Genomic DNA, 24,272 nt, shown 5'->3' on the forward strand with positions numbered 1-24,272 from the left:
AGGGGCTGGATATATCCAGCCCCTCCGGCATGTATCCAGCTCCTCCGGCACATATCCAGCCCCTCCGGCGTTTGAGGAGCGGGGTCCGGGGCGGAGCCCCGTGGAACGGAGCAGCACACTGAGCACGACGTCGGCCGAGATCCTGGCCATCCTTCTCCTGCTGGCCACACTGGCCTTCGCGGTCGCCCGCCCCCGCAACTGGCCGGAGGCCGTCGCCGCCGTCCCCGCGGCCGGAATCGTCGTGCTCGTCGGCGCCGTCAGCCCCGCTCATGCCTGGTCCGAGACCAAGGACCTGCTCCCCGTCGTCGGCTTCCTCGCCGCGATCCTGCTGCTGGCCCAACTCTGCGCCGACGAAGGCCTGTTCAAGGCGGCCGGAGACGCCGTGGCCCGGGCCTGCCACGGCAGTCCGAAACGCATGCTCGGCGGCGTCTTCGCGGTCGCCGCCGCCATCACCGCCGTACTGAGCCTGGACGCCACCGTCGTCCTGCTCACCCCGGTCGTCTTCGCCACCGCCGCCCGGATCGGCGCCCGCCCGCGCCCGCACGTCTACGCGAGCGCCCACCTGGCCAACTCGGCGTCGCTCCTGCTCCCGGTCTCCAACCTGACCAATCTGCTGGCCCTCACCGCGAGCGGCCTCACCTTCACGCGCTTCGCCGGGCTCATGGCACTGCCCTGGCTGGTCGCGATCGGTGTCGAGTACCTGGTCTTCCGCCGGTACTTCGCCGACGACCTGGCCGCCCCCGCGCACGCCCCGGACGAGGCGGAGCGGCCCGGCGTCCCGGTGTTCACGCTGGCCGTGCTCGCGCTGACGCTGGCCGGATTCGCCGTCACCTCCTTCGCCGGGATCGAACCGGTGTGGGCCGCCCTCGCCGGGGCCGTCGTGCTCGGCGCGCGGGCCCTCGCCCGGCGGGACTCCACCCCGGGCGCCCTGCTGAAGGCGGCGAACCTGCCGTTCTGCCTGTTCGTCCTCGCGCTCGGCATCGTGGTGAAGGCGGTCGTCGACAACGGGCTCGGCGATGTCATCGGCCACGTCCTGCCCGACGGCTCCGGGCTGCCCGCGCTGCTCGCCGTCACCGCCGTCGCGGCGCTCCTCGCGAACCTGATCAACAACCTGCCCGCGACCCTGGCCCTGCTTCCGGTCGTCGCCCCGGCGGGCCCCGGGCCGGTCCTGGCTGCGCTCATCGGCGTCAACGTCGGCCCCAATCTGACGTACGTCGGCTCGCTCGCCACCCTGCTGTGGCGGCGCATCGTGCACGCCCACGGCACCGAGCCGGAGCTGGGCGACTTCACCCGGCTCGGGCTGCTCACGGTCCCCGCGACGCTCGTCCTGTCCACCACGGCGCTGTGGGCGGGGCTCCAACTCCTCGGCTGAGAGGGACCTGTGGGTCCGTCCGGCACCCCTGTGAGTAAGGACACGAAAGCGACAAACGATCACGTTTGCCTGTAAGAGTGACTGGCCACTGCTCACGTGTTCTTTGCGGGTTCGTCCTTTTTGTACGGCTGCTCCCTGACAAAGATCCATGAACCACCCTGGGAGCACGCCTGTGGCTACCCTCGCCCGCTGGTGCGTACGGCACCGGCTCGTCGTCCTCCTGCTGTGGTTGCTGGCGCTCGGCGGTACCAGCGCGGCCGCCGCGGTCGCCGGGTCCGCGTACTCGAACGACTACGAGGCGCCCGGCACCGAGTCCGGCCGCGCCACCCAGCTCCTCGACGAGAACTTCTCCGGGCTCGGCGGTGACAGCGACACCGTCGTCTGGCACATCGAGGGCTCGACCGTGCGGGCCGCCGACGTCGAGAAGACCATGAGCAACACCCTCGACGAGATCGCCGGGCTGCCCGGGGTCTCCTCCGTCGTCTCGCCGTACGACAGCGGCGGCACGGGCCTGATCAGCGCCGACGGTCACACCGCGTACGCGACCGTCACCTTCGACGAGCAGTCCGGCGACATCCCGGTCTCCCAGGCCCGGGCCGTCGTCGACACCGCGAAGGACGCCGCGACCCACGGACCGGACGGCCTGGAGGTGCAGCTCGGCGGCAGTGCCGTAGCCCTCACCGAGTCGACCTCCGCGCACCTGTCCGAGGTGATCGGTGTCGTGGTCGCCGCCGTCGTCCTCTTCCTCGCCTTCGGCTCCCTCGCCGCCGCCGCGCTGCCCATCGCCACCGCCCTGGTCAGCGTGGGAACCGCGTACGCCGGGATCGTGCTGCTCGGGCACGCCATGACCGTCGCCGACTTCGCCCCGATGCTCGGCATGCTGGTCGGACTCGGCGTCGGCATCGACTATGCGCTGTTCATCGTGACCCGGCACAGAAAGGGCCTCAAACGGGGCCTGCCGGTGGCGGTCGCCGCCGAACGGGCCGTCGCCACCACCGGGCGCGCCGTCGTCTTCGCGGGCGCGACCGTCTGCATCGCCCTGCTCGGCATGCTGCTGCTGAACCTGAGTTTCCTCAACGGCGTCGCCATCGCCGCCTCCGTCACCGTGCTGCTCACCGTCGCCGCGTCCGTGACCCTGCTGCCCGCGCTGCTGTCGTTCATCGGGACGCGCGCCCTCTCCCGGCGCGAGCGCCGCCGCCTCGCCGAGCACGGGCCCGAGCCGGAGCTGCCGACAGGGCTCGCCGCGCGCTGGGCCGCGTTCGTCGAGCGCCACCCCAAGCTGCTCGGCGGGATCGCCCTCGCCGTGATCACGGTCCTCGCGCTGCCCACCCTCTCCCTCCACCTCGGCACCTCCGACCAGGGGAACAACCCGAAGACCTCGACGACCCGGCAGGCGTACGACCTGCTGGCCGACGGCTTCGGCCCCGGGGTCAACGGGCCGCTCACCCTCGTCACCGGGGTCGACGGCGCCCAGGACAAGGCCGCCGTCCAGGCGCTGGCCGGCGAGCTGCGGAGCACCGACGGCGTCGCGGCCGTCTCCCCGATCACGTACAACGGCGACGACTCCGCCGTGTACCTCACCGTCGTGCCGACCTCGGCCCCGCAGTCGCGGGCGACCAGCGACCTCGTCGACGAACTGCGCACGGACGTCGTGCCGCGCTCCGGACTCGACGTCCAGGTCGGTGGGGTCACCGCCAGCTACGACGACTTCGCCGAGGTCATCGTCGGCAAGCTGCCGCTGTTCGTGGGCGCCGTCGTCTCGCTCGGCTGCGTCCTGCTGCTGCTCGCGTTCCGCTCCATCGGCATCCCGCTGAAGGCCGCGGCCATGAACATCGCGGCCGTCTGCGCCGCCTTCGGTGTCGTGGTCGCGATCTTCCAGTGGGGCTGGGGGAGCGACCTGCTGGGGCTCGGCGCGGCCGGGCCGATCGAACCCTTCCTGCCCGTGATCATGGTGTCGGTCCTCTTCGGGCTCTCCATGGACTACCAGGTCTTCCTGGTCAGCCGGATGTACGAGGAATGGCTGGAGACCGGCGACAGCAGGCGTGCCGTCCGGGTCGGCCTCGCCGAGACCAGCCGCGTGATCAACTCGGCCGCGGTGATCATGATCTCGGTCTTCCTGGCCTTCGTGCTCAGCGGCGACCGGGTGATCGCGATGTTCGGCATCGCGCTCGCGGTGGCCGTCGCCGTGGACGCCTTCATCCTGCGCACGCTCCTGGTACCGGCCCTGATGCACCTCCTCGGCGGCGCCAACTGGTGGCTGCCCAAGTGGCTCGGCCGGATCCTTCCGCGCATCAGCATCGAGCCACCGGAGTGCCGCGCGGCCCATGAGAGGCTGAACATCCCCAGGCAACTGCAGGTGAAGGAGTCCGATGTACGCGATCCCGCTCGGTGACGGCGGCGCCGAACTGCGCCCCCTGGAGACCTGGCACGCCGAGGATTTCCTCGCGAACCTGGAGCGCGGGCGGGAGTTCATCGGGGAGTTCATCCCGTTCGGCTCCCAGGTCACCGACGTGGACTCGGCGCGGAGCACCCTTCAGCGCTACACCGACATGCGGGCCGCGGACACGGGCTCGTACCACGGCATCTGGCTGGACGGCCGGCTGGTCGGCGGGGTGCTCGCGCTCAACTTCGACGCCGCTACGGGCAACGCCGAGGTGGGCTGCTGGCTGGAGCCGGCGGCGACCGGCCGCGGCCTGATCACGCGGGCGATGCGCGTCCTGCTGGAGTGGACCGTCGAGGAGCGCGGCATCCACCGGGTGGAATGGGTGGCCGCGTCCGGAAATGTCGCGAGTCTGAAGGTCGCCCAGCGGCTCGGTTTCCGCAAGGACGGGGTGCGACGCGAGGCACATGAATGGCGCGGAAAACGCCATGACCTGGAGGTCTGGTCGCTCCTCGCCCCGGAGTGGCGCAGCGCACGCGACGCGCACAAGAAACGTTAAGAGACCTCTCAGACAGCGTCCGTACGGTGCGCAGCATGACTACGAAGACTGACGCACAGCGCGATGCAGAGATCCGGGAGGAGGACGCCCTCTCCCAGGAGACCGCCGACGCCACCGAGGCCGAGGCCACCGAGACCGGGACCATCGAGGCCGGCACCACCGATGACGACGCGGCGGAGGCGGCCGCCGAGGCCGAACTCGCCCGGCTGGCCAAGGAGAACGCCGAGGCGGACCGTCCCACCGGGGTCGGGCAGGGCGCGGCGGCCATCGTCTCCGTCGCCCTCGGTGTCATCGCGATGAGCGGCAGCTGGTTCGGCACCGTCGCCTCGGCGCGTGAGTCCCTCATCGGCCAGCTCAACACCTCGCAGTCCGCCAGCGTCGCCACGCAGGTCTCCGAGGTCTACGGGGACTCCTGGCACGCCGCCGCCCTGGTGGGTGGCGTCTTCTCCCTCATCGCCCTCCTTGTCGGCGCGTTCGTGCTGGTCAGGCCCGCCTTCGGGGCGCCCGGCCGGCCGCAGGCGATCTGGGTCAAGTCCGTGGCGTGGGCCGGCGTCTCGCTCGGCATCCTGGGCCTGCTGCTCGCCGTCGCCAAGTACTCGGACCTCCTCCTCGGGCTGCCCAAGACCAGCTGAGGCACGCCCTAAGGTCCTTACGGGACGCCTAAGGCCCCTGAGGAGCCGGATAAGGCATCCCGCGGCCCGGACATGCGGCACTCTCCCGATGTGCCGCACCCCCCTGGGAAACGAGAGTTGAGGCATCGCGGAAAACACCGCGAGAGTCACAGCGATCGTCACCAGGGAGACGAGATGTTCGAGTACGAGATGCACCAGGTCCGCTCCGCCGAACTCATCCGGCAGGCCGACGAGTACCGGCAGGCGCGTGCCGCCCGCACGGCCCGCAAGGCCGTCAAGGCGCAGCGGAGTTCCGGTACCCAGGACGCCGAGGGGCCGGTGAGTACCGGCGGTCCGCGTCGCTCGCGCTTCGCCCGTACGGCGTGAACACGGCGCCCCGCCCCGAAGACAGCGGGAACAGCGGGGACAGGGTGAGAGGGGAGGACGGCACAGCGGCCGTCCTCCCCTTCTCATCGTCCGGGCCGCTCGGGACGGATGCTCTGCTCAAGGCGGAAACCGGTCCCGGGCTGTCAGACGTGTGTGCGATGCTCGGCGATGTGGAGACCAGGTCCGTCAGCCCGGTGTTCGTCGGCCGCGCCGACGAACTGGGCATATTGCACACCGCCCTCGGCCGCGCCGCCGCCGGCGAGCCGCAGGCCCTGCTGCTCGGCGGGGAGGCCGGCGTCGGCAAGACCCGGCTCGTCGAGGAGTTCGCCGCGAGCGCCTGCGCGCGCGGCGCCGTCGTCGTCACCGGCGGCTGCGTCGAGATCGGCGCCGACGGCCTGCCGTTCGCCCCCTTCTCCACCGCCCTGCGCGCCCTGCGCCGCACGCTTCCCGAGGAGCTGGACCGGGCCGCGGCCGGACGCGAGGAAGAACTGGCACGCGTCCTGCCGGAGTTGGGCGACGGCCTGCCCCGTCAACGTGACGGACGCGACGGACGCGGCGACGAGAGCGCCACCGCCCTGCTCTTCGAACTGACCGCGCGCCTGCTCGAACAGGTCGCCGCCGAGCGCACCGTCGTGGTCGTCCTGGAGGACCTGCACTGGGCGGACGCCTCCACCCGCCACCTGCTCTCCTACCTCTTCCGCACGCTGCGCAGCGGCCGTCTCGCCGTCGTCGCCACCTACCGCGCCGACGACGTGCACCGCCGCCACCCGCTGCGCCCCCTGCTCGCCGAGCTCGACCGGCTGCGCACCGTCACCCGGATCGAACTGGGCCGGCTCAGCCGTGACGAGGTGGCCCGCCAGATCGCCGGGATCATCGCCGCCGAACCCGAGCGCTCGGTCGTCGACGACATCTTCCGCCGCTCCGACGGCAACGCCTTCTTCGTCGAGGAACTCGCCGTCTCCGTCGCCGAGGGCTGCGCCACCGGCCTCACCGACTCCCTGCGCGACGTCCTGCTCGTCCGCGTCGAATCACTGCCCGAGTCCGCCCAGCGCGTCGCCCGGATCTGCGCCGAGGGCGGCTCCACCGTCGAGTACCCGCTGCTCGAAGCCGTCGCGGGCCTCGGCGCCGACGAACTCATTGAGGCGCTGCGCGCCACCGTCGGCGCCAACATCCTGCACGCCGCCCCGGACAGCGACGGCTACCGCTTCCGCCACTCCCTGGTCCGCGAGGCGGTCAGCGACGATCTGCTGCCCGGCGAGCGCTCCCGCATCAACCGCCGCTACGCCGAAGCCCTGGAGGCCGACCCCACGCTGGTCCCCGCCGACTCCCGCGTGACGCGCCTGGCCAGCTACTGGTACCACGCCCATGACGCGGCCAAGGCGCTGCCCGCCGTCCTCGACGCCTCCGTCGAGGCCCGCCGCAGGCACGCCTACTCCGAGCAACTGCGGCTCCTGGAGCGGGCGATGGAGCTGTGGGACGGGACGCCCGAGGAGATCCGCGGCGCGCTGCGGATGGGCGACTACTCCTCGGCCTACCGCTCCTGCGACTGCGAACCGGGCGAGACCCGGCTCGACTTCCTCGACCTGATGGCCGAGGCCGCCGACGCGGGCCGGCTGTGCGGGGAGCGGGAGCGCGCCCTGAAGATCGGCAAGCGCGCGATCCGCATCCTGGAGGACGCCGCGGCCGACGGCGCGGGCGACCCGCTGCTCGCCGCCTGGTTCTGGCTCCAGCGCTCGCGGATCATCTCCCACATCGCCCGCGGCAACGGCTGGGACGAGATCGCCAAGGCGCAGGAGCTGGTCCGCGGCCTGCCTCCGTCCGCCGTGCACGCCGAGGTCCTCGCGCACGCCGCCGCCTGGGGCATGCTGCACAGCCCGGGCGCCGAGACCCTCGCCGCCGCCGAGCGGGCCGTGGAGTACGCCCGCATGGTCGGCGACCAGGAGGTCGAGCTGCACGCCCGCCTCGTGCGCGGCGGCCTCCTCGTCGACGCGGGCTCCGTCGACCAGGGCTTCGCCGAGCTGTACGAGGTGCGCGACCGGTCCATGGAGCTGGGTCTGATGGCCCGGATCAACAACGTGAACGTCAACCTGCCCTCCGCCCTGGAGGCCGCGGGCCGCTCCGCCGAGTCCGTACGCATCTGCGTCGACGGCATCGCCTTCTACCACCGGCACGGCCTCACCGACACCAAGGGCTGGATCGTCTCCAACAAGGCCGAGTCCCTCGTCTCCCTGGGGCGCTGGGACGAGGCCGTCGACGCGGCCGGGTGGGCGCACGACTTCTGCCTGAGCGACAAGCCGCGCGCCACGTCCCTGACCCAGCTGGCCGCCGTCGCCCTCGGACGCGGCGCCCTCCAGGAGGCGGCCGGGCACGTCGCCGCCGCACAGCGCTACATCGGCACGCACGACCCCCAGCCCCAGTACGACCTGCCGCTCGCCCATCGCGTCATCGAACTGGCCGCCTCCGAGGGCCGCCTGCTCGACGCCCGTACCGAACTGGCGCGGCTCGTCGACGCCGGACTGCCGCCCTCCAGCCAGCGCTACCTGTGGCCCCTGCTGCGCACCGCCGCCGAGGCCGAGGCCGACGCCCGGGGGCTGCCCGCCGCCGACGCCGGCCGCGCCGAGGCCGTCGCCCGGATCCGGGCCGCCGCCAAGCAGCAGGCCACCCCCGTCCCGGTCTGGCTCGCCCACGACCAGTGGGTCCGCACCGAGCTGCTGCGCGCCGAGGGCCGCGACACCCCCGACGACTGGTCCGCCACCGTCACCGCCCTGGAACCCCTCGACCGTCCCTACGACCTGGCCCGCGTCCGGCACCGGCTCGCCGAGTCCCTGGTGGCGCGCGCGCAGGACGACGACCGGGACCGTGCCACCGAGCTGCTCCGGCTCGCCGCGGCGGTCGCGGGCCACCTCGGCGCCCGCCCGCTCGCGGAGTCCGTCGCCCTGCTCGCCCAGCGCGCCCGCATCGGCCTCACCCGTGACATGCCGCGGCGGGACGCCCCCGCCGACCCCGCCGAGGAGCTGGGCCTGACCAGCCGCGAGCGCGACGTGCTGCGCCTGGTCACCGCGGGCCGCAGCAACCGTCAGATCGCCGAGGAGCTGTTCATCTCGCCGAAGACCGCCAGCGTCCACGTCTCCAACATCCTGGCCAAGCTGGGCGTGGCGGGCCGCGGCGAGGCGGCCGCGCTCGCCCACCGGCTGCGGCTCTTCCCGGTCGTCCGGGGCTGAGGCCGTCGCCCGGCTCTCCCGTACGCTGGACGGGAGAGCCCGGCGGTACGAGCCAGGGGAGGCACCGTGTTCAACATGTTCGAGGAGCTCTTCTCGCCCGGCCGCAAGCACACCAATGACGAGCGCAAGCGGCTGGAGCTGACCCGGGTCGACCTGAACGACGGGGATCCCGGCCGCGGCCCGATAGACCTCAGCTCGGGCAAGGTCGTCGTCCGCCCGCCGCACCCGGAGCCGCCCGCCACGGCCGAGGACGCCGACGACGAAGCGGTCAGCTGACCTTCAGCTCCAGGATCCGGTCGTCCCCCTTGCCGGGCGTGCCCCGGCTGTCCGTCTCGCTCGTCACCAGCCACAGCTTGTCGCCGCCCGCCGCGACCACGGTGCGCAGCCGCCCGTACTTGCCCTTGAGGAACGCCTGAGGGTCGTGCGCCGCTTTGGTGCCGTCCAGCGGGACGCGCCACAGCCGCTCGCCCTTGAGGCCCGCCATCCAGATCGACCCCTTCGCGTACGCGATGCCGCTGGGCGAGGCGTCCGAGGTGTGCCACTGGGCGATCGGGTCGTGGTACTTGGAGTCGTCGCTCCTGCCCTCGGCGTTCGGCCAGCCGTAGTCGTCGCCCGCCACGATGTTGTTCAGCTCGTCCCAGGTGTCCTGGCCGAACTCGGACGCCCACAGCCGTTTGTCCGTGTCCCAGGCGAGACCCTGCACATTGCGGTGCCCGTAGGAGTAGACGGGGGAGTCGCCGAAGGGATTGCCCGGTGCCGGCTGCCCCTCCGGGGTCAGCCGCAGGATCTTGCCGCCCGTGGACTTCCTGTCCTGCGCCAGCTCGGTGTGGTAGGTCTCGCCCGTACCGACGTAGAGCAGGCCGTCGGGGCCGAACGCGATCCGGCCGCCGTTGTGGTTCGTGCCCTTGGGGATGCCCTTGAACACCGTGTCCGGCGCTCCGAGCTGCTCACCGGCGGGCTTCTTCTCGTCGTAGATCATGCGTGCGATGCGGTTGTCGGACGCCGTCGTGAAGTACGCGTAGACCATGTGGTCCGAGGCGTAGTCGGGGGAGAGCGCGAGGCCGAGGAGGCCGCCCTCGCCGGCCGGGGCCACCCCGGGCACCGAGCCGGCCTCCGTCTTCTTCCCGGTGTCCGTGTCCACCCGGGTGATCGTCCCCTCGTCACGGGACGAGACGAGCAGACCGCCCTCGGGCAGCGGGGCGAGCCCCCACGGTGACTTCAGGTTCTCGGTGACCGTGCGCACCACCCGCACCGAGCCCTCGGCCGGGGGCACGGCGCCCGACGACCCGGAGGAGCTCGCACCGGACGACTCCTGCCCGGACGGCGTTTTCTCGGTGGCCGGCTGGTTGTCCTCGCCGGACGAGCAGCCGGCCGTGAGCAGGAGTGCGGCGCAGGCGGCCAGGGCGAGTGCGGGCCGGACAGCTTGACGTGGCACGGTCGGGTCCCTTCGACGCGGGATGCGCGGGATACGCGCGGTTCTCCTGTTCATACACCGCGCGCGCCGCCCGGGTTCCCGATCTCCGCGCACGGAACCGGGTCGGGTCGCCGCCGGATCCCGTGCCGGTCAGTCCCAGGAGCCCCGCGCCGGGGGCAGCCCCGCGATCTCCGCCAGATCGGCGTCCGTCAGAGACAGGTGCGCCGCCGCCGCGTTCTCGGCCGCCCACCGCGCGTGCTTCGTGCCCGGTACGGGGATCACGCTCCGCCCGCACGCCAGCACCCAGGCCAGTGCGACCTGGGCGGGCGTCACGTCCGCGCCGTGCCGCGCCGCGATCCGGCGCAGCCCCGCCACGACGGGCTGGTTCGCGGCCATCATCTCCGCGGTGAACCGCGGGTGCCGGGCCCGTACGTCGTCGGGCTCGAAGCCCTCGCCCGGGGTGAGCGTCCCGCTCAGGAAGCCGTTGCCCAGCGGCATCGCCGCCAGGAACCCCACGCCGCGCGCCGTGCACCACGGCAGCAGCGCCGCGAGCGCCTGCGGCGACCACACGGACAGCTCGGCCATCACCGCGCTCACCGGGAACACCTGCTGGACCCGCTCCAACTGCCGGATCGTTTCGGCATGCAGCCCGTCACGGCTGCCGCGGCGCGTGGCCCGCGCCCCCACCGCGCACAGGCCGAGCGCGCGCACCTTGCCCGCGCCCACCAGTTCCGCCATCGCGCCCCAGGTCTCCTCGACGGGCACCTCGGGGTCGGCGCGGTGCAGTTGGTACAGGTCGATGTGGTCCGTCTGGAGGCGGCGCAGTGACGCGTCGCAGGCCCGCCGCACGTACCCCGGGCGGCCGTTGGCGACGATGTGCTGCTCGCCGACGAGCAGTCCCACCTTGGTCGACACGAACGCGTCCGCGCGCCGCTCCTTGAGCACCCGGCCGAGCAGCAGCTCATTGGTGAAGGGCCCGTACATGTCCGCCGTGTCGAGCAGCGAGCACCCCCGGTCCAACGCCGTGTGCACCGCCCGCAGGGACTCCTCCATACGCCGCCGCGAGCCGGTGTACGCCCAACTCATCGGCATGCAGCCGAGTCCGACCGCGCCCACATCGAGCGCCGCGGCGCCGATCGCCCGGCGCGCACCTCCTGGCTCCACGTGCCCGTGACCCTCCCTCTCTGTGGCCACCAACCTAACCTCTGCACCTGCGGCGCTCTGACATAGCCTCCTGACCATGACTGGTGATGTATGGCTCCCGTTCCCCGCCGACGAGGTACCCGGGCTTCCGGAAGGGCTCGACTACCGCTTCTGGGACGGTGATTCCGACTTCCCGGCGGATCCCGCCGCGTGCGCGTTCTACGTCGTCCCCTACGCGAAGAGCGCCGAGGTCTGCGTACGCCCGCTGCCGCGGATGAGTTCCGTCCACACCGTCCAGACCCTCACCGCGGGCGTGGACCACGTGCAGGCCGGGCTCAAGTACCTGCGCCCCGGTGTGCAGTTGTGCAACGCGCGTGGAGTGCACGACGCCAGCACCGCCGAGCTCGCGCTCACCCTGACCCTCGCCTCGCTGCGCGGCATCCCCGACTTCGTCCGCGGCCAGGAGCGCGGCGAGTGGCGGTCCGGATTCCGTCCGGCGCTCGCCGACAAGACCGTGCTCATCCTCGGATACGGCGCCATCGGCGGCGCCATCGAGGACCGGCTCGTCCCCTTCGAGGTCGCGCGGGTGGTGCGCGTCGCACGCTCCGCCCGCACCACGGAGCGCGGCCCGGTGCACGCACTCGCCGACCTTCCCTCCCTGCTGCCCGAGGCCGACGTGGTCATCGTCGTCACCCCGCTCACCGAGGACACCCGGGGTCTCGTCGACGCGGACTTCCTGGCCCGCCTCAAGGACGGCGCGCTCCTGGTGAACGTCGGGCGCGGCCCGGTCGTCGACACCAAGGCGCTGCTCGCGGAGGTCGACAGTGGCCGGATCCTCGCCGCCCTGGACGTCACCGATCCCGAACCGCTGCCGCGGGAGCACCCGTTGTGGCAGGCTCCCGGAGTGCTCATCTCGCCGCACGTCGGCGGACCCACGTCCGCCTTCCTGCCCCGCGCCAAGCGGCTGATCGCCGCTCAGCTGGGCCGGTTCGCGGCGGGGAAGCCCCTCGACAACATCGTCCACACCGTCGGCTGACAGCAGTCGACCGGTGTCCCGGCAGTCCCACGGACCACTTCCGTGCGACCGTCCGCCCCCGGGTGCTGACGCTCCGCGCCCGCCCGGCTGCACCCCGTGCCGCCATCGTCGCTGGTCGTCACGGAGAGTAGAGGAACTATGTCCCTGAGTGACGAGACTGGTGTATCGTCCCGACTGGGGCAGCGCCGCTCGACACCATGCGGCGCCGGGGACTTGTGACGGACTGCGAGGGGGGCGACGGGCGATGCACGGCCTATGGGCACACAATCCGACGCGGCGGGGCCGACGGCTGGTCTGCCGGTCCTCACGTACGCCCGTGCACGGGCGAAGTACCGGCTGCCGCAGGAGTCATACGTACCGGAGCGGACCGCGCGGCGGCCGCAGAAAGCATCCGCAGACCGGGCAGGGCAAGACAGACGTGGGGGCGGCCCGACGGACCGAGGCGGGACGGTGACCGCCAAGGCGGCGCCGGCCGCGGCACTCGGCACCCCGCTGCGTACCGGCGGGCCGATGCCCGCCCGGACCCCCGACCACCGGATCGGCGCGGGACCGCAAGCGCTGCTCGTCGTGGTCTGCGCGGGGTACGCCGTCGGTTCCGCGCTCGGCTGGGGCTCCGACCGGATCGCCCTGTTCATGGGTGACTTCGGACTGAGCGTCGCCGCCACCACCGCGGCCGTCTCCAATTTCCTGTACGCCCGCAGCCGGCGCAGCCGTTTTCGACCCGCGTGGCTGCTTTTCGCCTTCTCCTCGCTCATGGCCGCGCTGGGCAACGGGGTGTGGGGGTGGTACGAGTTCGTCCTCCACGAGCCCGTGCCCAGCCCCAGCCTCGCCGATCTGTTCTTCCTCTGCTTCGCGCCGCCCGCCATCATCGGCCTGCTCGTTCTCGCCAAGCGGCCCATGACGAAGGCCGGCTGGATCTGTCTCGCGCTCGACGCCTGGCTGATCGCCGGCTCCCTGATCACGCTCTCCTGGAGCCTCGCCCTCGCGCACACCGCCGAGTTCGAGGGGCAGAGCGTCAGCAGGACCGCGCTCTCGCTCGCCTATCCGCTGCTCGACATCGCGCTCGTCAGCATGGTCCTCGCCCTGCACTTCCGGCGCTCGCCCGGCAACCGCACGGCGGTGAACACGGCGATCGGCGCGCTCGCCCTCACCGTGATGTGCGACGCCCTGTTCACCTCGCCGCTGCTGCACGCCACGTACCGCTCGGGCGAGATCCTCGACGCGGGCTGGTTCGCCGGTTCGCTGCTGATGGCGTACGCGCCCTGGGTGGGGGGCGGTGCCCTGACGCCCCAGGAGGAGCACCCCGCGAGCCCGGGCCGGCGCTACCAGGTCAGCTACACCCGGCCCATCTCCGGCTCGCTGGCCGCGCTCACGCCGTATCTGGCCGCCGCCGTCTGCACCCTGGGAATCCTCTACAACGTCCTGAACGGCCACAGCGTCGACCGGATCGTCCTCTTCACCGCCTGCACGGTCGTCCTGGCCCTCGTCGTGCGCCAGGGCATCATGCTGCTCGACAACATCACGCTCACCCAGGAACTGGCCCAGAAGGAGAACCACTTCAGGTCCCTGGTGCAGGGCTCCAGCGACGTCATCATGATCGCCGCGCCGAACGGGGTGCTGAGATACGTCAGCCCCGCCGCCGCCGGGGTCTACGGCCGCGACGCGGAGGAACTCGTCGGGTCCGAGCTGGCCTCGATCATCCACCCTGAGGACCTGGGGCGGGTGGTGCACGAGGTGCGCAGGTTCCTCGCCGCGAGCCAGGTCGAGGAGCCCACCACCCGTATCGAGTGCCGCTTCCGCTCCGGCACCGGCTCCTGGCTGAACGTGGAGTCCACGATCAACCGCCACCACGGCGGCCTGATCCTCAACAGCAGAGACGTCACCGAACGGGTGCGCCTCCAGGCGCAGTTGCAGCACAACGCCGAGCACGACCCGCTCACCGACCTGCCCAACCGGGCGCTGTTCACCAAGCGGGTCAGCCAGGCCCTGAGCGGGCGGCGGGCCACGGACCGCGGCACCGCCGTGCTCTTCATCGACCTCGACGGCTTCAAACAGGTCAACGACACGATCGGCCACCAGGCGGGCGACGAACTGCTCGTGCAGGCGGCAAGAAGGCTGGCCGACTCCGTACGTGCCTCAGACACCGCGGCTCGTCTCGGCGGTGACGAGTTCGCGGCACTGATCGTCGGCGACGGAAGCCGCGACCACACCGCCAGGGAGCAGCACATCTACGAGCTGGCCGACCGGCTGAGAATCAGGCTCTCCCAGCCGTACTCGATCGACGGGCACGACAATGTGCGCGTCGCCGCCTCCATCGGTGTCGCGTTCGCCGAGCCCGAGATCACGGCGGGCGAGCTGCTGCGCAACGCCGACCTGGCCATGTACCGGGCCAAGGCGGCCGGCAAGGGGCGCGTGGAGCTGTACGCACCGCAGATGCAGGCCGATGTCGTACGCAAGGCGGAGCTGGCGACCAGGCTGCGCACGGCGCTGCACGACGGCGAGTTCGCGCTGCTGCACCAGCCGATCGTGTCGCTCGACGACGGCCGGATCACGGCGGTCGCCGCGCAGGCCCGATGGCGCTCCGCGCAGGGCATCCTGTTCACCCCCGCCGAGTTCCTGCGGGTGGCCGACGACGGCGACCGCACCGCCGAACTGGGGCGCTGGATGCTGGAGGAGGCCGTCGAGCAGGCCGCCGAGCGCGGGCACACCGGCCACGCCGTCCCGGTCGCCGTGCGGATCACGGCACGCAGACTGCTCGACCGCTCCATGCCGCTCGGCTCCATCGAGGCGCTGCTGACCCGGCACGGGCTGCCCTCCGGCGCGCTCATCATCGAACTCGCCGACAGCGACCCCAGAGTCCCGCTGGACGAGCTGGAGCGGCGGCTCACGGCGCTGCGCAGGCTCGGTGTCCGGATCGCGCTGGACGGATTCGGCAGCGGCTATGCGGCCATCACGGCGCTGCGCCGACTCCCCGTCGACGTACTGAAACTGGACCGCTCGCTCGTCGAGGGCGTCGTCGAGTCCGCCCGGCTCCACAAGATCACCAGCGGGCTGCTCAGGATCGCCGGAGACCTCGGCCTGACCTCCGTGGCCGACGGCGTCGACCTGCCCGAACAGGTCGTGGCGCTGCGGTCGATGGGGTGCACGCACGGGCAGGGCATGGCGTTCTCCGGGCCGCTCGACGAGTACCGGCTGCGCCGTGCGCTGGTCTCGGGGGAGTACCCGGTTCCGCTGGGTCCGATCGAGCCGGTCTTCGTGGGCGGACCGCCCCCGCGCTCACATAATGAGACTCCCGTCCCACCCACTTGACAGTGACTGGGCGCCGGGGGGAGGGTCAGTGCCATGCGCACCCGAATTCTCGTACTTGGAAAGCGCGTCGGCTGAAGCTGGGACCACCGGTTCGGACATCGGAATCCCCAGCGACCGCACCCGGCGCGCTCCCCTCGCTTGCCTCACGGCACGAGGGGTTTTTTGTTGCACCGGCACAGGACGCACTTCCAGGACAACTCGCAACACCCTGCACAAACCTCGCAAAAACCCTCAGCATCGAGAAGAGAATGCCGATGACCGAGCAGGCCACCGGGGCCCACCATCCGCAGCCGCGGCCCCGTTCCGGAGGACAGCAGTCCGCCCCCGTCGAGCACGTCACGGGTGCGAAGTCCCTCATTCGCTCGCTTGAGGAGGTCGGGGTCGACACCGTATTCGGGATCCCCGGCGGCACGATCCTTCCCGCGTACGACCCGATGATGGACTCCAGCCGGGTCCGCCACGTGCTCGTCCGCCACGAGCAGGGCGCGGGGCACGCGGCCACCGGATACGCGCAGGCCACCGGCAAGGTCGGGGTGTGCATGGCCACCTCGGGTCCGGGTGCCACCAACCTGGTGACGCCGATCGCGGACGCGATGATGGACTCCGTCCCGCTGGTCGCGATCACCGGCCAGGTCGTCTCCAAGGCGATCGGCACGGACGCCTTCCAGGAGGCGGACATCGTCGGCATCACCATGCCGATCACCAAGCACAGCTTCCTGGTCACCAAGGCCGAGGACATCCCCAAGGCGATCGCCGAGGCGTTCCACATCGCCTCCACCGGCCGCCCGGGCCCGGTCCTCGTGGACATCCCGAAGGACATCCTCCAGGCGAAGACGACGTTCACCTGGCCGCCGCAGCAGGACCTGCCCGGCTACCGCCCGGTGACCAAGCCGCACGCCAAGCAGATCCGCGAGGCCGCGAAGCTGATCGCGACTGCGAAGCGGCCCGTCCTGTACGTGGGTGGCGGCGTCATGAAGGCGCGCGCCACCGCCGAGCTCAAGGTCCTCGCCGAGCTCACCGGAGCGCCCGTCACCACCACCCTGATGGCGCTCGGTTCGTTCCCCGACAGCCACCCGCTGCACGTGGGAATGCCGGGCATGCACGGTGCGGTCACCGCCGTCACCGCGCTGCAGAAGGCCGACCTGATCGTCGCCCTCGGAGCCCGCTTCGACGACCGCGTCACCGGCAACCTGGACAGCTTCGCGCCGTTCGCCAAGATCGTGCACGCGGACATCGACCCCGCGGAGATCGGCAAGAACCGCGTCGCCGACGTGCCGATCGTGGGCGACGCCCGCGAGGTCATCGCCGACCTGGTCCAGGCCGTGCAGAAGGAGCACAGCGAGGGCCACCAGGGCGAGGCCGCCAAGTCGCGGTACGCGGCCTGGTGGAAGGACCTCGACCGCTGGCGCGAGACCTACCCGCTCGGCTACGACCAGCCCGCGGACGGCTCCCTGTCCCCGCAGCAGGTCATCGAGCGGATCGGTCAGCTCGCCCCCGACGACACGATCTTCGCGGCGGGCGTCGGCCAGCACCAGATGTGGGCCGCGCACTACATCCAGTACGAGAAGCCCGCGACCTGGCTCAACTCCGGCGGCGCCGGGACCATGGGCTACTCGGTCCCCGCCGCGATGGGCGCCAAGGCCGGTGCCCCGGGCCAGACGGTTTGGGCGATCGACGGCGACGGCTGCTTCCAGATGACCAATCAGGAACTGACCACCTGCGCCCTGAACAACATCCCGATCAAGGTCGCCATCATCAACAACGGCGCCCTGGGCATGGTCCGCCAGTGGCAGACGCTGTTCTACAACCAGCGCTACTCCAACACCGTGCTGCACGCGGGCCCCGACGGCGAGACCCCGCCGAACAAGGGCACCCGCATCCCGGACTTCGTCAAGCTGTCCGAGGCGATGGGCTGCTACGCCATCCGCTGTGAGCGCCCCGAGGACCTCGACAAGTGCATCGAGGAGGCGAACTCGATCAACGACCGCCCCGTCGTGGTCGACTTCATCGTGCACGAGGACGCCATGGTGTGGCCGATGGTCGCCGCCGGCACCTCCAACGACGAGATCATGGCCGCCCGGGACGTCCGCCCCGACTTCGGCGACAGCGAAGAAGACTGAGAGAGCGCAGGAGAAGGAACCTCACCATGTCCACCAAGCACACGCTCTCCGTCCTTGTCGAGAACAAGCCCGGTGTCCTCGCCCGGATCACCGCGCTCTTCTCGCGCCGCGGCTTCAACATCGACTCGCTCGCCGTCGGCGTCACCGAGCACCCCGACATCTCCCGCATCACCATCGTGGTGAATGTCGAGGACCTGCCGCTCGAACAGGTCACGAAGCAGCTCAACAAGCTGGTCAACGTCCTGAAGATCGTCGAGCTGGAGCCCGGCGCGGCCGTCCAGCGCGAGCTGGTGCTCGCCAAGGTCCGCGCCGACAACGAGACGCGCTCGCAGATCGTCGAGATCGTCCAGCTCTTCCGCGCCAAGACCGTGGACGTCTCCCCGGAGGCCGTCACCATCGAGGCCACCGGCTCCAGCGACAAGCTGGAGGCGATGCTCAAGATGCTGGAGCCCTTCGGCATCAAGGAGCTCGTCCAGTCCGGCACCATCGCGATCGGCCGCGGCTCGCGCTCCATCACCGACCGGAGCCTGCGCGCCCTCGACCGCAGCGCGTAACCCTCACGAGTGCTCGCATAGCGAGACCCGAAAACTTCGTTTCCGCACCCCGCCGTACGGTGGGACGCAACACCGCACACCAAGGAGAACCCCAGTGGCCGAGCTGTTCTACGACGACGACGCCGACCTGTCCATCATCCAGAACCGCAAGGTCGCGGTGATCGGATACGGCTCCCAGGGCCACGCCCACGCGCTGTCCCTGCGTGACTCGGGCGTCGACGTGCGCGTCGGTCTGCACGAGGGCTCCAAGTCCAAGGCGAAGGCCGAGGAGCAGGGCCTGCGCGTCGTCACCCCGGCGGAGGCCGCCGCCGAGGCCGACGTCATCATGATCCTCGTCCCGGACCCGCTGCAGGCGCAGGTCTACGAGGAGTCCATCAAGGACAACCTGAACGACGGCGACGCGCTGTTCTTCGGCCACGGCCTGAACATCCGCTACGACTTCATCAAGCCGCCGGCGGGCGTCGACGTCTGCATGGTCGCCCCCAAGGGCCCGGGCCACCTGGTGCGCCGCCAGTACGAGGAGGGCCGCGGCGTTCCGTGCATCGCGGCCGTCGAGCAGGACGCCACCGGCAAGGCCTTCGAGCTGGCGCTGTCGTACGCCAAGGGCATCGGCGGCACCCGCGCCGGCGTCATCAAGACGACCTTCACCGAGGAGACCGAGACCGACCTCTTCGGCGAGCAGGCCGTCCTCTGTGGTGGCACCGCCGCCCTGGTCAAGGCCGGTTTCGAGACGCTGACCGAGGCCGGCTACCAGCCGGAGATCGCGTACTTCGAGTGCCTCCACGAGCTGAAGCTCATCGTCGACCTCATGTACGAGGGCGGCCTGGAGAAGATGCGCTGGTCGATCTCCGAGACCGCCGAGTGGGGCGACTACGTCACCGGCCCGCGGATCATCACGGACGCCACCAAGGCCGAGATGAAGAAGGTCCTCGCCGAGATCCAGGACGGCACCTTCGCCCGCGAGTGGATGGCTGAGTACCACGGCGGCCTGAAGAAGTACAACGAGTACAAGACGGCCGACGAGAACCACCTCCTGGAGACCACCGGCAAGGAGCTGCGCAAGCTCATGAGCTGGGTGGACAACGAGGAGGCGTAAGCCTTCGGGACGGGGCCGCGGCACACGCCGCGGCCCCGTTCGCCATGGGTTCTCCATGGCACGGGCACACGATCGTGGCCGGGTTGTCCAACCCGTCCAGCCACGGACGGGTGATCCTTCCAGGGAGGCGTAAGACCATCTCCCTCGCGCCACTAGACTGCAGAACTAATTCGCGTCGGGCCCACAGCGTCGTGCGTCTTCCACGCGGCCATGCACCCACCCCTCCACCGCTTGCGGCCGTCGGGACGGCCGTCCGCATTGGGACTTGTGAGGACTCACGTGAGCACTGCTGCCAACGGCAAACCCGTCGTACTCATCGCTGAAGAGCTGTCGCCCGCGACTGTCGACGCCCTGGGCCCGGACTTCGAGATCCGGCACTGCAACGGAGCGGACCGCGCGGAACTCCTCCCCGCCATCGCCGACGTCGACGCGATCCTGATCCGCTCGGCCACCAAGGTCGACGCCGAGGCCATCGCCGCCGCGAAGAAGCTGAAGGTCGTCGCACGAGCCGGCGTCGGCCTGGACAACGTGGACGTGTCCGCCGCCACCAAGGCCGGCGTGATGGTCGTCAACGCCCCGACGTCGAACATCGTGACCGCCGCCGAGCTGGCCTGCGGTCTCCTCATCGCCACCGCGCGCAACATCCCGCAGGGCTCGCAGGCCCTCAAGGCCGGCGAGTGGAAGCGCAGCAAGTACACCGGTGTCGAGCTCGCCGAGAAGACCCTCGGTGTCGTCGGCCTCGGCCGCATCGGCGCCCTCGTCGCGCAGCGCATGTCCGCGTTCGGCATGAAGGTCGTCGCGTACGACCCGTACGTGCAGCCCGCGCGCGCCGCGCAGATGGGCGTCAAGGTCCTCACGCTCGACGAGCTGCTCGAGGTCTCCGACTTCATCACCGTGCACCTCCCGAAGACCCCCGAGACCCTCGGTCTCATCGGTGACGAGGCGCTGCACAAGGTCAAGCCGAGCGTGCGCATCGTGAACGCCGCGCGCGGCGGGATCGTCGACGAGGAGGCGCTGTACTCGGCGCTCAAGGAGGGCCGCGTCGCCGGCGCCGGCCTCGACGTGTACGCGAAGGAGCCCTGCACGGACTCCCCGCTCTTCCAGTTCGACCAGGTCGTCTGCACCCCGCACCTCGGCGCCTCCACGGACGAGGCGCAGGAGAAGGCGGGCGTCGCGGTCGCCAAGTCGGTGCGCCTCGCGCTCTCCGGCGAGCTCGTGCCCGACGCGGTGAACGTGCAGGGCGGCGTCATCGCCGAGGACGTCAAGCCGGGCCTGCCGCTCGCCGAGCGTCTCGGCCGGATCTTCACCGCGCTCGCCGGTGAGGTCGCGGTCCGCCTCGACGTCGAGGTGTACGGCGAGATCACCCAGCACGACGTGAAGGTGCTCGAACTCTCCGCGCTCAAGGGCGTGTTCGAGGACGTCGTCGACGAGACGGTGAGTTACGTGAACGCCCCCCTGTTCGCGCAGGAGCGCGGTGTCGAGGTGCGCCTGACGACGTCGTCCGAGTCGCCCGACCACCGCAACGTCGTCACGGTGCGCGGCACCCTCAGCGACGGCCAGGAGGTCTCGGTCTCCGGCACGCTGGCCGGCCCCAAGCACCTGCAGAAGATCGTCGCCGTCGGCGAGTACGACGTGGACCTGGCGCTCGCCGACCACATGGTCGTGCTGCGCTACGAGGACCGCCCGGGTGTCGTCGGCACCGTGGGCCGCGTCCTCGGCGAGGGCGGGATCAACATCGCGGGCATGCAGGTCTCGCGTGCCGACGTCGGTGGCGAGGCCCTCGCCGTCCTCACCGTCGACGACACCGTCCCGCAGGCCGTGCTGACCGAGCTGGCGGCGGAGATCGGCGCCGCCTCGGCGCGTTCGGTCAACCTCGTCTGACAGAAGCGCGGTTGAGGGCCGGGTCGCCTGACGGTGGCCCGGCCCTCAGCCGTTCCCGCCGGCCTCGGCGCGCTCGATCAGGCCCTCGCGGTAGGCGATGCCGACGGCCTCGGTGCGGCTCGCGGCGCCCAGCTTGGCGAGGATGTTGGAGACGTGGACGCTCGCCGTCTTGCCGCTGATGAACAGCTCCTCGCCGATCTGCCGGTTGGTGCGCCCGCGGCCGAGCAGCCGCAGCACATCGCTCTCCCGGGCGGTCAGCGCGGCGATGCGGTCCCCGGCGGCCATGGTCGGGGCGAGGCGGCCCCGCCGGACCAGGGCCTCCAGATCCTCGCGCAGCGGCACGGCGCCGAGCCGCACGGCGGTGTCCAGGGCCGCGCGCGCCTGCTCGGCGGCCTCCTCGCGGCGGTCGGCGGTGAGCAGGGCCTCGGCCAACCGCCTGCGGCAGCGGGCCAGTTCGTACGGATCGCCGTAGCCGAACGCCGTCACGGCCCGCTCCCAGGCCGCCGTGTCGGGGCCGGTGGTGGCCCGCACGTGCTCCGCCTCGGCGCGGGCCAGCCAGGCCTGGCCCTCGGGGCCCTGGGGGGTGCCGTCCTCGCCCCGGGCCGCCGTGGTCCGGGCCAGCTCCACCAGTTCCCCGGCGGTCCGCGCCCAGTGCTCGGCGCCTTCCGTGTCGGCGGACATCCGGGCCGCCTCGGCCGCGTCCGCGACCGCGGACAGGGCCAGCGCGGCGAGCCGCACCACGACGTCGGGCATCCCGGTGCTCTCCACGAGCGCCTCGATCGAGGTCCGCAGCTGCTGCACGCATTCCTCGGCGGCGCCGCGCAGGGCCGCCGCGTCGGTCAGCACGATGCTCGCGACGAGCGTCGTCATCCAGTCACTGTTCCCGAAGGTTCCGTCGAACAGGGTGCGGGCCCCCGCGACGGCCGCGTCCAGGTCGCCGCGCGCCAGGGCGACGTACAGCGCGGGCGCGGTCGTGAACCCGCCCGCGGTCGGCAGCAGTTCGGCGTCGGCGCCGGCGGCTCGCGCGCACTCGTCCCAGCGGCCCAGCGTGTAGAGCAGCAGGGACTGCAGATAGCGCAGCTCCAGGGCGTACGGGGAGGAGAGCAGCCCGGCGCGGCGGGCGCGGTCCAGGCCGTCGCCGAGCCAGGTCAGGCAGGCGTCCATGTCCCCGGATTCGTAGCAGCCGAGGGCGAGGCTGTAGAGCGCCCGCATCTCCACCGGGAGATTGCCGGCGCCGCGGGCCAGGTCACGGGCCTGCACCAGCCGTTCCCGGCCCTGCGCGGTGCGCCGGTTGTGCGGGGACAGGCCGACCAGCGAGACGATCAAATCGGCCCGGGCGTCGGCCATGTGGAGCCGCTCGGCGATGTCGAGCGCCTGTCGGGCGACCCGCTCGGCGTCCTCGTCGCGGCCCACGTTCCGCGCGGCCAGGACATGGGTCGCGGCCGCCCACACCCACGTACGGGAAGGGGGCTCGGCCGGGATCAGGGCGAGCGCCTCGCTGCTGTACGTGAACGCGGCTTCCAGGTGGTCGATCCGTATCAGGTTGCCCGCGAGGGTGTAGCGCACCCGCGCCGCGAGTTCGGAGTCGGTGTCCGGGCCGGCCCGGTCGAGCGCGAAGCGGGTGAGCTGGACCGCGCGGTGAGGGTCCCCCGCGTGGGCGGCGGCGGCCGAGGCGCGCAGGGTGAGGGCGACCGGGTCGGTGTCCGCGGGGTGGGCGGGCGCGTCCACCGCGGCCCACAGGTCGAGCGCGCTCTCCAGATGGCGGAGCTCCTCGGCGGGCGCGCCGACGCGCTGGGCGTGCTCGGCGGCTTCGAGGGAGGCCGTCAGCGCGTCGGCCAGGTCGTGGCTCTCGCGCGAGTGGTGGGCGCGCTCCGCCGCGCTCTCGGGCGGGTGGCCCGGGCGGCCGAGCAGCTCGGCGAACAGGCCGTGCAGCCGGACCCGTTCGCCGGGCAGCAGGTCCGCGTACACGGCTTCGCGGGTGAGGGCGTGCCGGAACGTGTACGTCCCGTCGTCGCCCGGCAGCAGCAGCTGGTGCCCGACGGCCTCGCGCAGCGCCGACTCCAGCTCCTCCAGGGGGAGTCGGACGGCGTCGCGCAGCAGCTCGTGCCCGACCCGGCGGCCCGCGACGGCCGCCGTGCGCAGCACTTGCTGGGTGGTCTCGGTGAGCTGCTCGATGCGGATGAGCAGCACGTCACCGAGGCCGCCGAGGCCCTCGTCGCCGGGGAGCGCGGCGAGCAACTCCTCGGCGTAGAAGGCGTTTCCCTCGGCGCGGTCGACGATGCGGCGGACCGTGCCGTCGTCGACCGGGCCGGTGCCCAGCGCGCGCACGAGCCGGGCGACGTCCGCGTCGGCCAGCGGGCGCAGGTCGAGGCGGTCGACGGCGGGCAGCCGGATCAGCTCGGCGAGCAGAGGGCGCAGGGGGTGGCGGCGGTGCAGGTCGTCCGTGCGGTACGAGGCGAAGACCGCGAGGCGGCGGGGCGGGCCGCCGGGGGCCGGCCGTTGCAGGACGCCCCGGCTGAGCAGGAAGCGGAGCAGGTCGCGGGAGGACTGATCGGCCCAATGCAGGTCTTCGAGGACGAGCAGGAGCGGGGCCAGGTCGGCGAGGTCGGCGAGGAGGCCCGCGATGCCCTCGAAGAGCTGGAGGCGGGAGCCGGGGTCCGGTGCGGTGCCCGGGGCCGATCCGATCAGGCGGTTCACCGCGGGGTGCGCGGCGAAGGCCGGGGCGAGCCGTTCGTCGGCCGCCGCCGCGCCGAGGATCTCGGTGAACGGCAGGTACGGCAGGCCCACGTCGCCGAGGTCCACGCAGTGGCCGGTCAGGACGGTGGTGCCGGTGGCGGCCGCGTGCGCCGCCGCCTCTGTCAGGACGCGGGTCTTGCCTACGCCCGCGTCTCCGGCCAGCAGGACGGCGCGGGGGTCGCCGGCTGCGGCTCGCTCCAGGACGCCGGTGAGCCGGGCGAGTTCGTCCGTCCGGCCGATCAACGGCGTACCGAATGTTTGTGCCACGTGTCCATCCTGGCATGCCCGGCGCCGGGGTTGTCGTTCGTCTGCGGCTCCGGTGGGGGCTGGTCGCGCAGTTCCCCGCGCCCCTGAGGCAGGCGCTTCGCGCCGCCTCCTGATGGAGATGCCGCACGAAGTGCGCACTCCAGGGGCGCGGGGAACTGCGCGACCAGCCACGACGAGAGCCGCACC

The 24,272-nt window shown here is 71.9% G+C and carries 16 protein-coding genes; 13 read left to right on the forward strand and 3 right to left on the reverse strand.

What is annotated here, in order from left to right; genetic code table 11:
* Positions 1 to 100 precede the first annotated feature (100 nt).
* The 7 genes from ACFVDP_RS29270 to ACFVDP_RS29300 all read left to right on the forward strand — a co-directional run bounded on the left by ACFVDP_RS29270 (position 101) and on the right by ACFVDP_RS29300 (position 8,806).
* The gene (locus ACFVDP_RS29270) at positions 101 to 1,372 is read left to right on the forward strand and encodes an SLC13 family permease (RefSeq protein ID WP_383495967.1); all 1,272 of its coding nucleotides are present in this window, start codon (positions 101 to 103) and stop codon (positions 1,370 to 1,372) included.
* Between the two features lie 172 nt (positions 1,373 to 1,544).
* A complete protein-coding gene (locus ACFVDP_RS29275; protein WP_383495970.1) occupies positions 1,545 to 3,764 on the forward strand; it encodes an MMPL family transporter in 2,220 nt (739 codons plus the stop codon).
* On the forward strand, positions 3,742 to 4,311 hold the full coding sequence (locus ACFVDP_RS29280; protein WP_383495973.1) for a GNAT family N-acetyltransferase: 570 nt from the start codon (positions 3,742 to 3,744) through the stop codon (positions 4,309 to 4,311). The genes ACFVDP_RS29275 and ACFVDP_RS29280 overlap by 23 nt, the downstream gene beginning before the upstream one ends.
* Before the next feature lie 35 nt (positions 4,312 to 4,346).
* On the forward strand, positions 4,347 to 4,943 hold the full coding sequence (locus tag ACFVDP_RS29285) for a hypothetical protein (RefSeq protein WP_383495976.1): 597 nt from the start codon (positions 4,347 to 4,349) through the stop codon (positions 4,941 to 4,943).
* A gap of 174 nt (positions 4,944 to 5,117) precedes the next feature.
* Positions 5,118 to 5,309: a hypothetical protein gene (locus ACFVDP_RS29290; protein WP_383495979.1), complete on the forward strand. Its 192-nt coding sequence runs from the start codon at positions 5,118 to 5,120 to the stop codon at positions 5,307 to 5,309.
* Positions 5,310 to 5,467: 158 nt separating this feature from the next.
* The gene (locus ACFVDP_RS29295; RefSeq protein ID WP_383495982.1) at positions 5,468 to 8,530 is read left to right on the forward strand and encodes an AAA family ATPase; all 3,063 of its coding nucleotides are present in this window, start codon (positions 5,468 to 5,470) and stop codon (positions 8,528 to 8,530) included.
* 75 nt (positions 8,531 to 8,605) lie between these two features.
* A complete protein-coding gene (locus ACFVDP_RS29300; protein WP_383496201.1) occupies positions 8,606 to 8,806 on the forward strand; it encodes a DUF6191 domain-containing protein in 201 nt (66 codons plus the stop codon).
* On the opposite strand, the gene ACFVDP_RS29305 is transcribed toward ACFVDP_RS29300, so the two are convergent.
* Positions 8,799 to 9,965 (reverse strand): PQQ-dependent sugar dehydrogenase, encoded by a 1,167-nt coding sequence (locus tag ACFVDP_RS29305; protein ID WP_383495984.1) that lies wholly within the window; start codon positions 9,963 to 9,965, stop codon positions 8,799 to 8,801. The genes ACFVDP_RS29300 and ACFVDP_RS29305 overlap by 8 nt on opposite strands.
* A gap of 129 nt (positions 9,966 to 10,094) precedes the next feature.
* Positions 10,095 to 11,060 (reverse strand): aldo/keto reductase, encoded by a 966-nt coding sequence (locus ACFVDP_RS29310; protein WP_383496204.1) that lies wholly within the window; start codon positions 11,058 to 11,060, stop codon positions 10,095 to 10,097.
* A gap of 124 nt (positions 11,061 to 11,184) precedes the next feature.
* On the opposite strand from ACFVDP_RS29310, the gene ACFVDP_RS29315 reads away from it, so the two are divergent.
* The 6 genes from ACFVDP_RS29315 (at position 11,185) to serA (ending at position 21,083) form a co-directional block, all read left to right on the forward strand.
* On the forward strand, positions 11,185 to 12,123 hold the full coding sequence (locus ACFVDP_RS29315; protein WP_383495987.1) for a 2-hydroxyacid dehydrogenase: 939 nt from the start codon (positions 11,185 to 11,187) through the stop codon (positions 12,121 to 12,123).
* Positions 12,124 to 12,633: 510 nt separating this feature from the next.
* Positions 12,634 to 15,432, forward strand: a complete 2,799-nt coding sequence (locus ACFVDP_RS29320) for a putative bifunctional diguanylate cyclase/phosphodiesterase (protein WP_383496207.1) — start codon at positions 12,634 to 12,636, stop codon at positions 15,430 to 15,432.
* 254 nt (positions 15,433 to 15,686) lie between these two features.
* Positions 15,687 to 17,552 (forward strand): acetolactate synthase large subunit, encoded by a 1,866-nt coding sequence (locus ACFVDP_RS29325; protein WP_383495990.1) that lies wholly within the window; start codon positions 15,687 to 15,689, stop codon positions 17,550 to 17,552.
* Between the two features lie 26 nt (positions 17,553 to 17,578).
* Positions 17,579 to 18,106 (forward strand): acetolactate synthase small subunit, encoded by a 528-nt coding sequence (gene ilvN, locus ACFVDP_RS29330; protein ID WP_018531297.1) that lies wholly within the window; start codon positions 17,579 to 17,581, stop codon positions 18,104 to 18,106.
* Between the two features lie 94 nt (positions 18,107 to 18,200).
* Complete coding sequence (gene ilvC, locus ACFVDP_RS29335) at positions 18,201 to 19,202, forward strand: ketol-acid reductoisomerase (protein WP_383495994.1); 1,002 nt, start codon at positions 18,201 to 18,203, stop codon at positions 19,200 to 19,202.
* A 279-nt stretch (positions 19,203 to 19,481) separates the two neighbouring features.
* Positions 19,482 to 21,083, forward strand: a complete 1,602-nt coding sequence (serA, locus tag ACFVDP_RS29340) for a phosphoglycerate dehydrogenase (protein WP_383495997.1) — start codon at positions 19,482 to 19,484, stop codon at positions 21,081 to 21,083.
* Positions 21,084 to 21,128: 45 nt separating this feature from the next.
* Here serA and ACFVDP_RS29345 read toward each other — a convergent pair whose 3' ends face one another.
* Positions 21,129 to 24,086, reverse strand: a complete 2,958-nt coding sequence (locus ACFVDP_RS29345) for a helix-turn-helix transcriptional regulator (RefSeq protein ID WP_383496000.1) — start codon at positions 24,084 to 24,086, stop codon at positions 21,129 to 21,131.
* Between the last annotated feature and the right edge of the window lie 186 nt (positions 24,087 to 24,272).

Source organism: Streptomyces sp. NPDC057694, assembly GCF_042799415.1.
GTDB lineage: Bacteria > Actinomycetota > Actinomycetes > Streptomycetales > Streptomycetaceae > Streptomyces.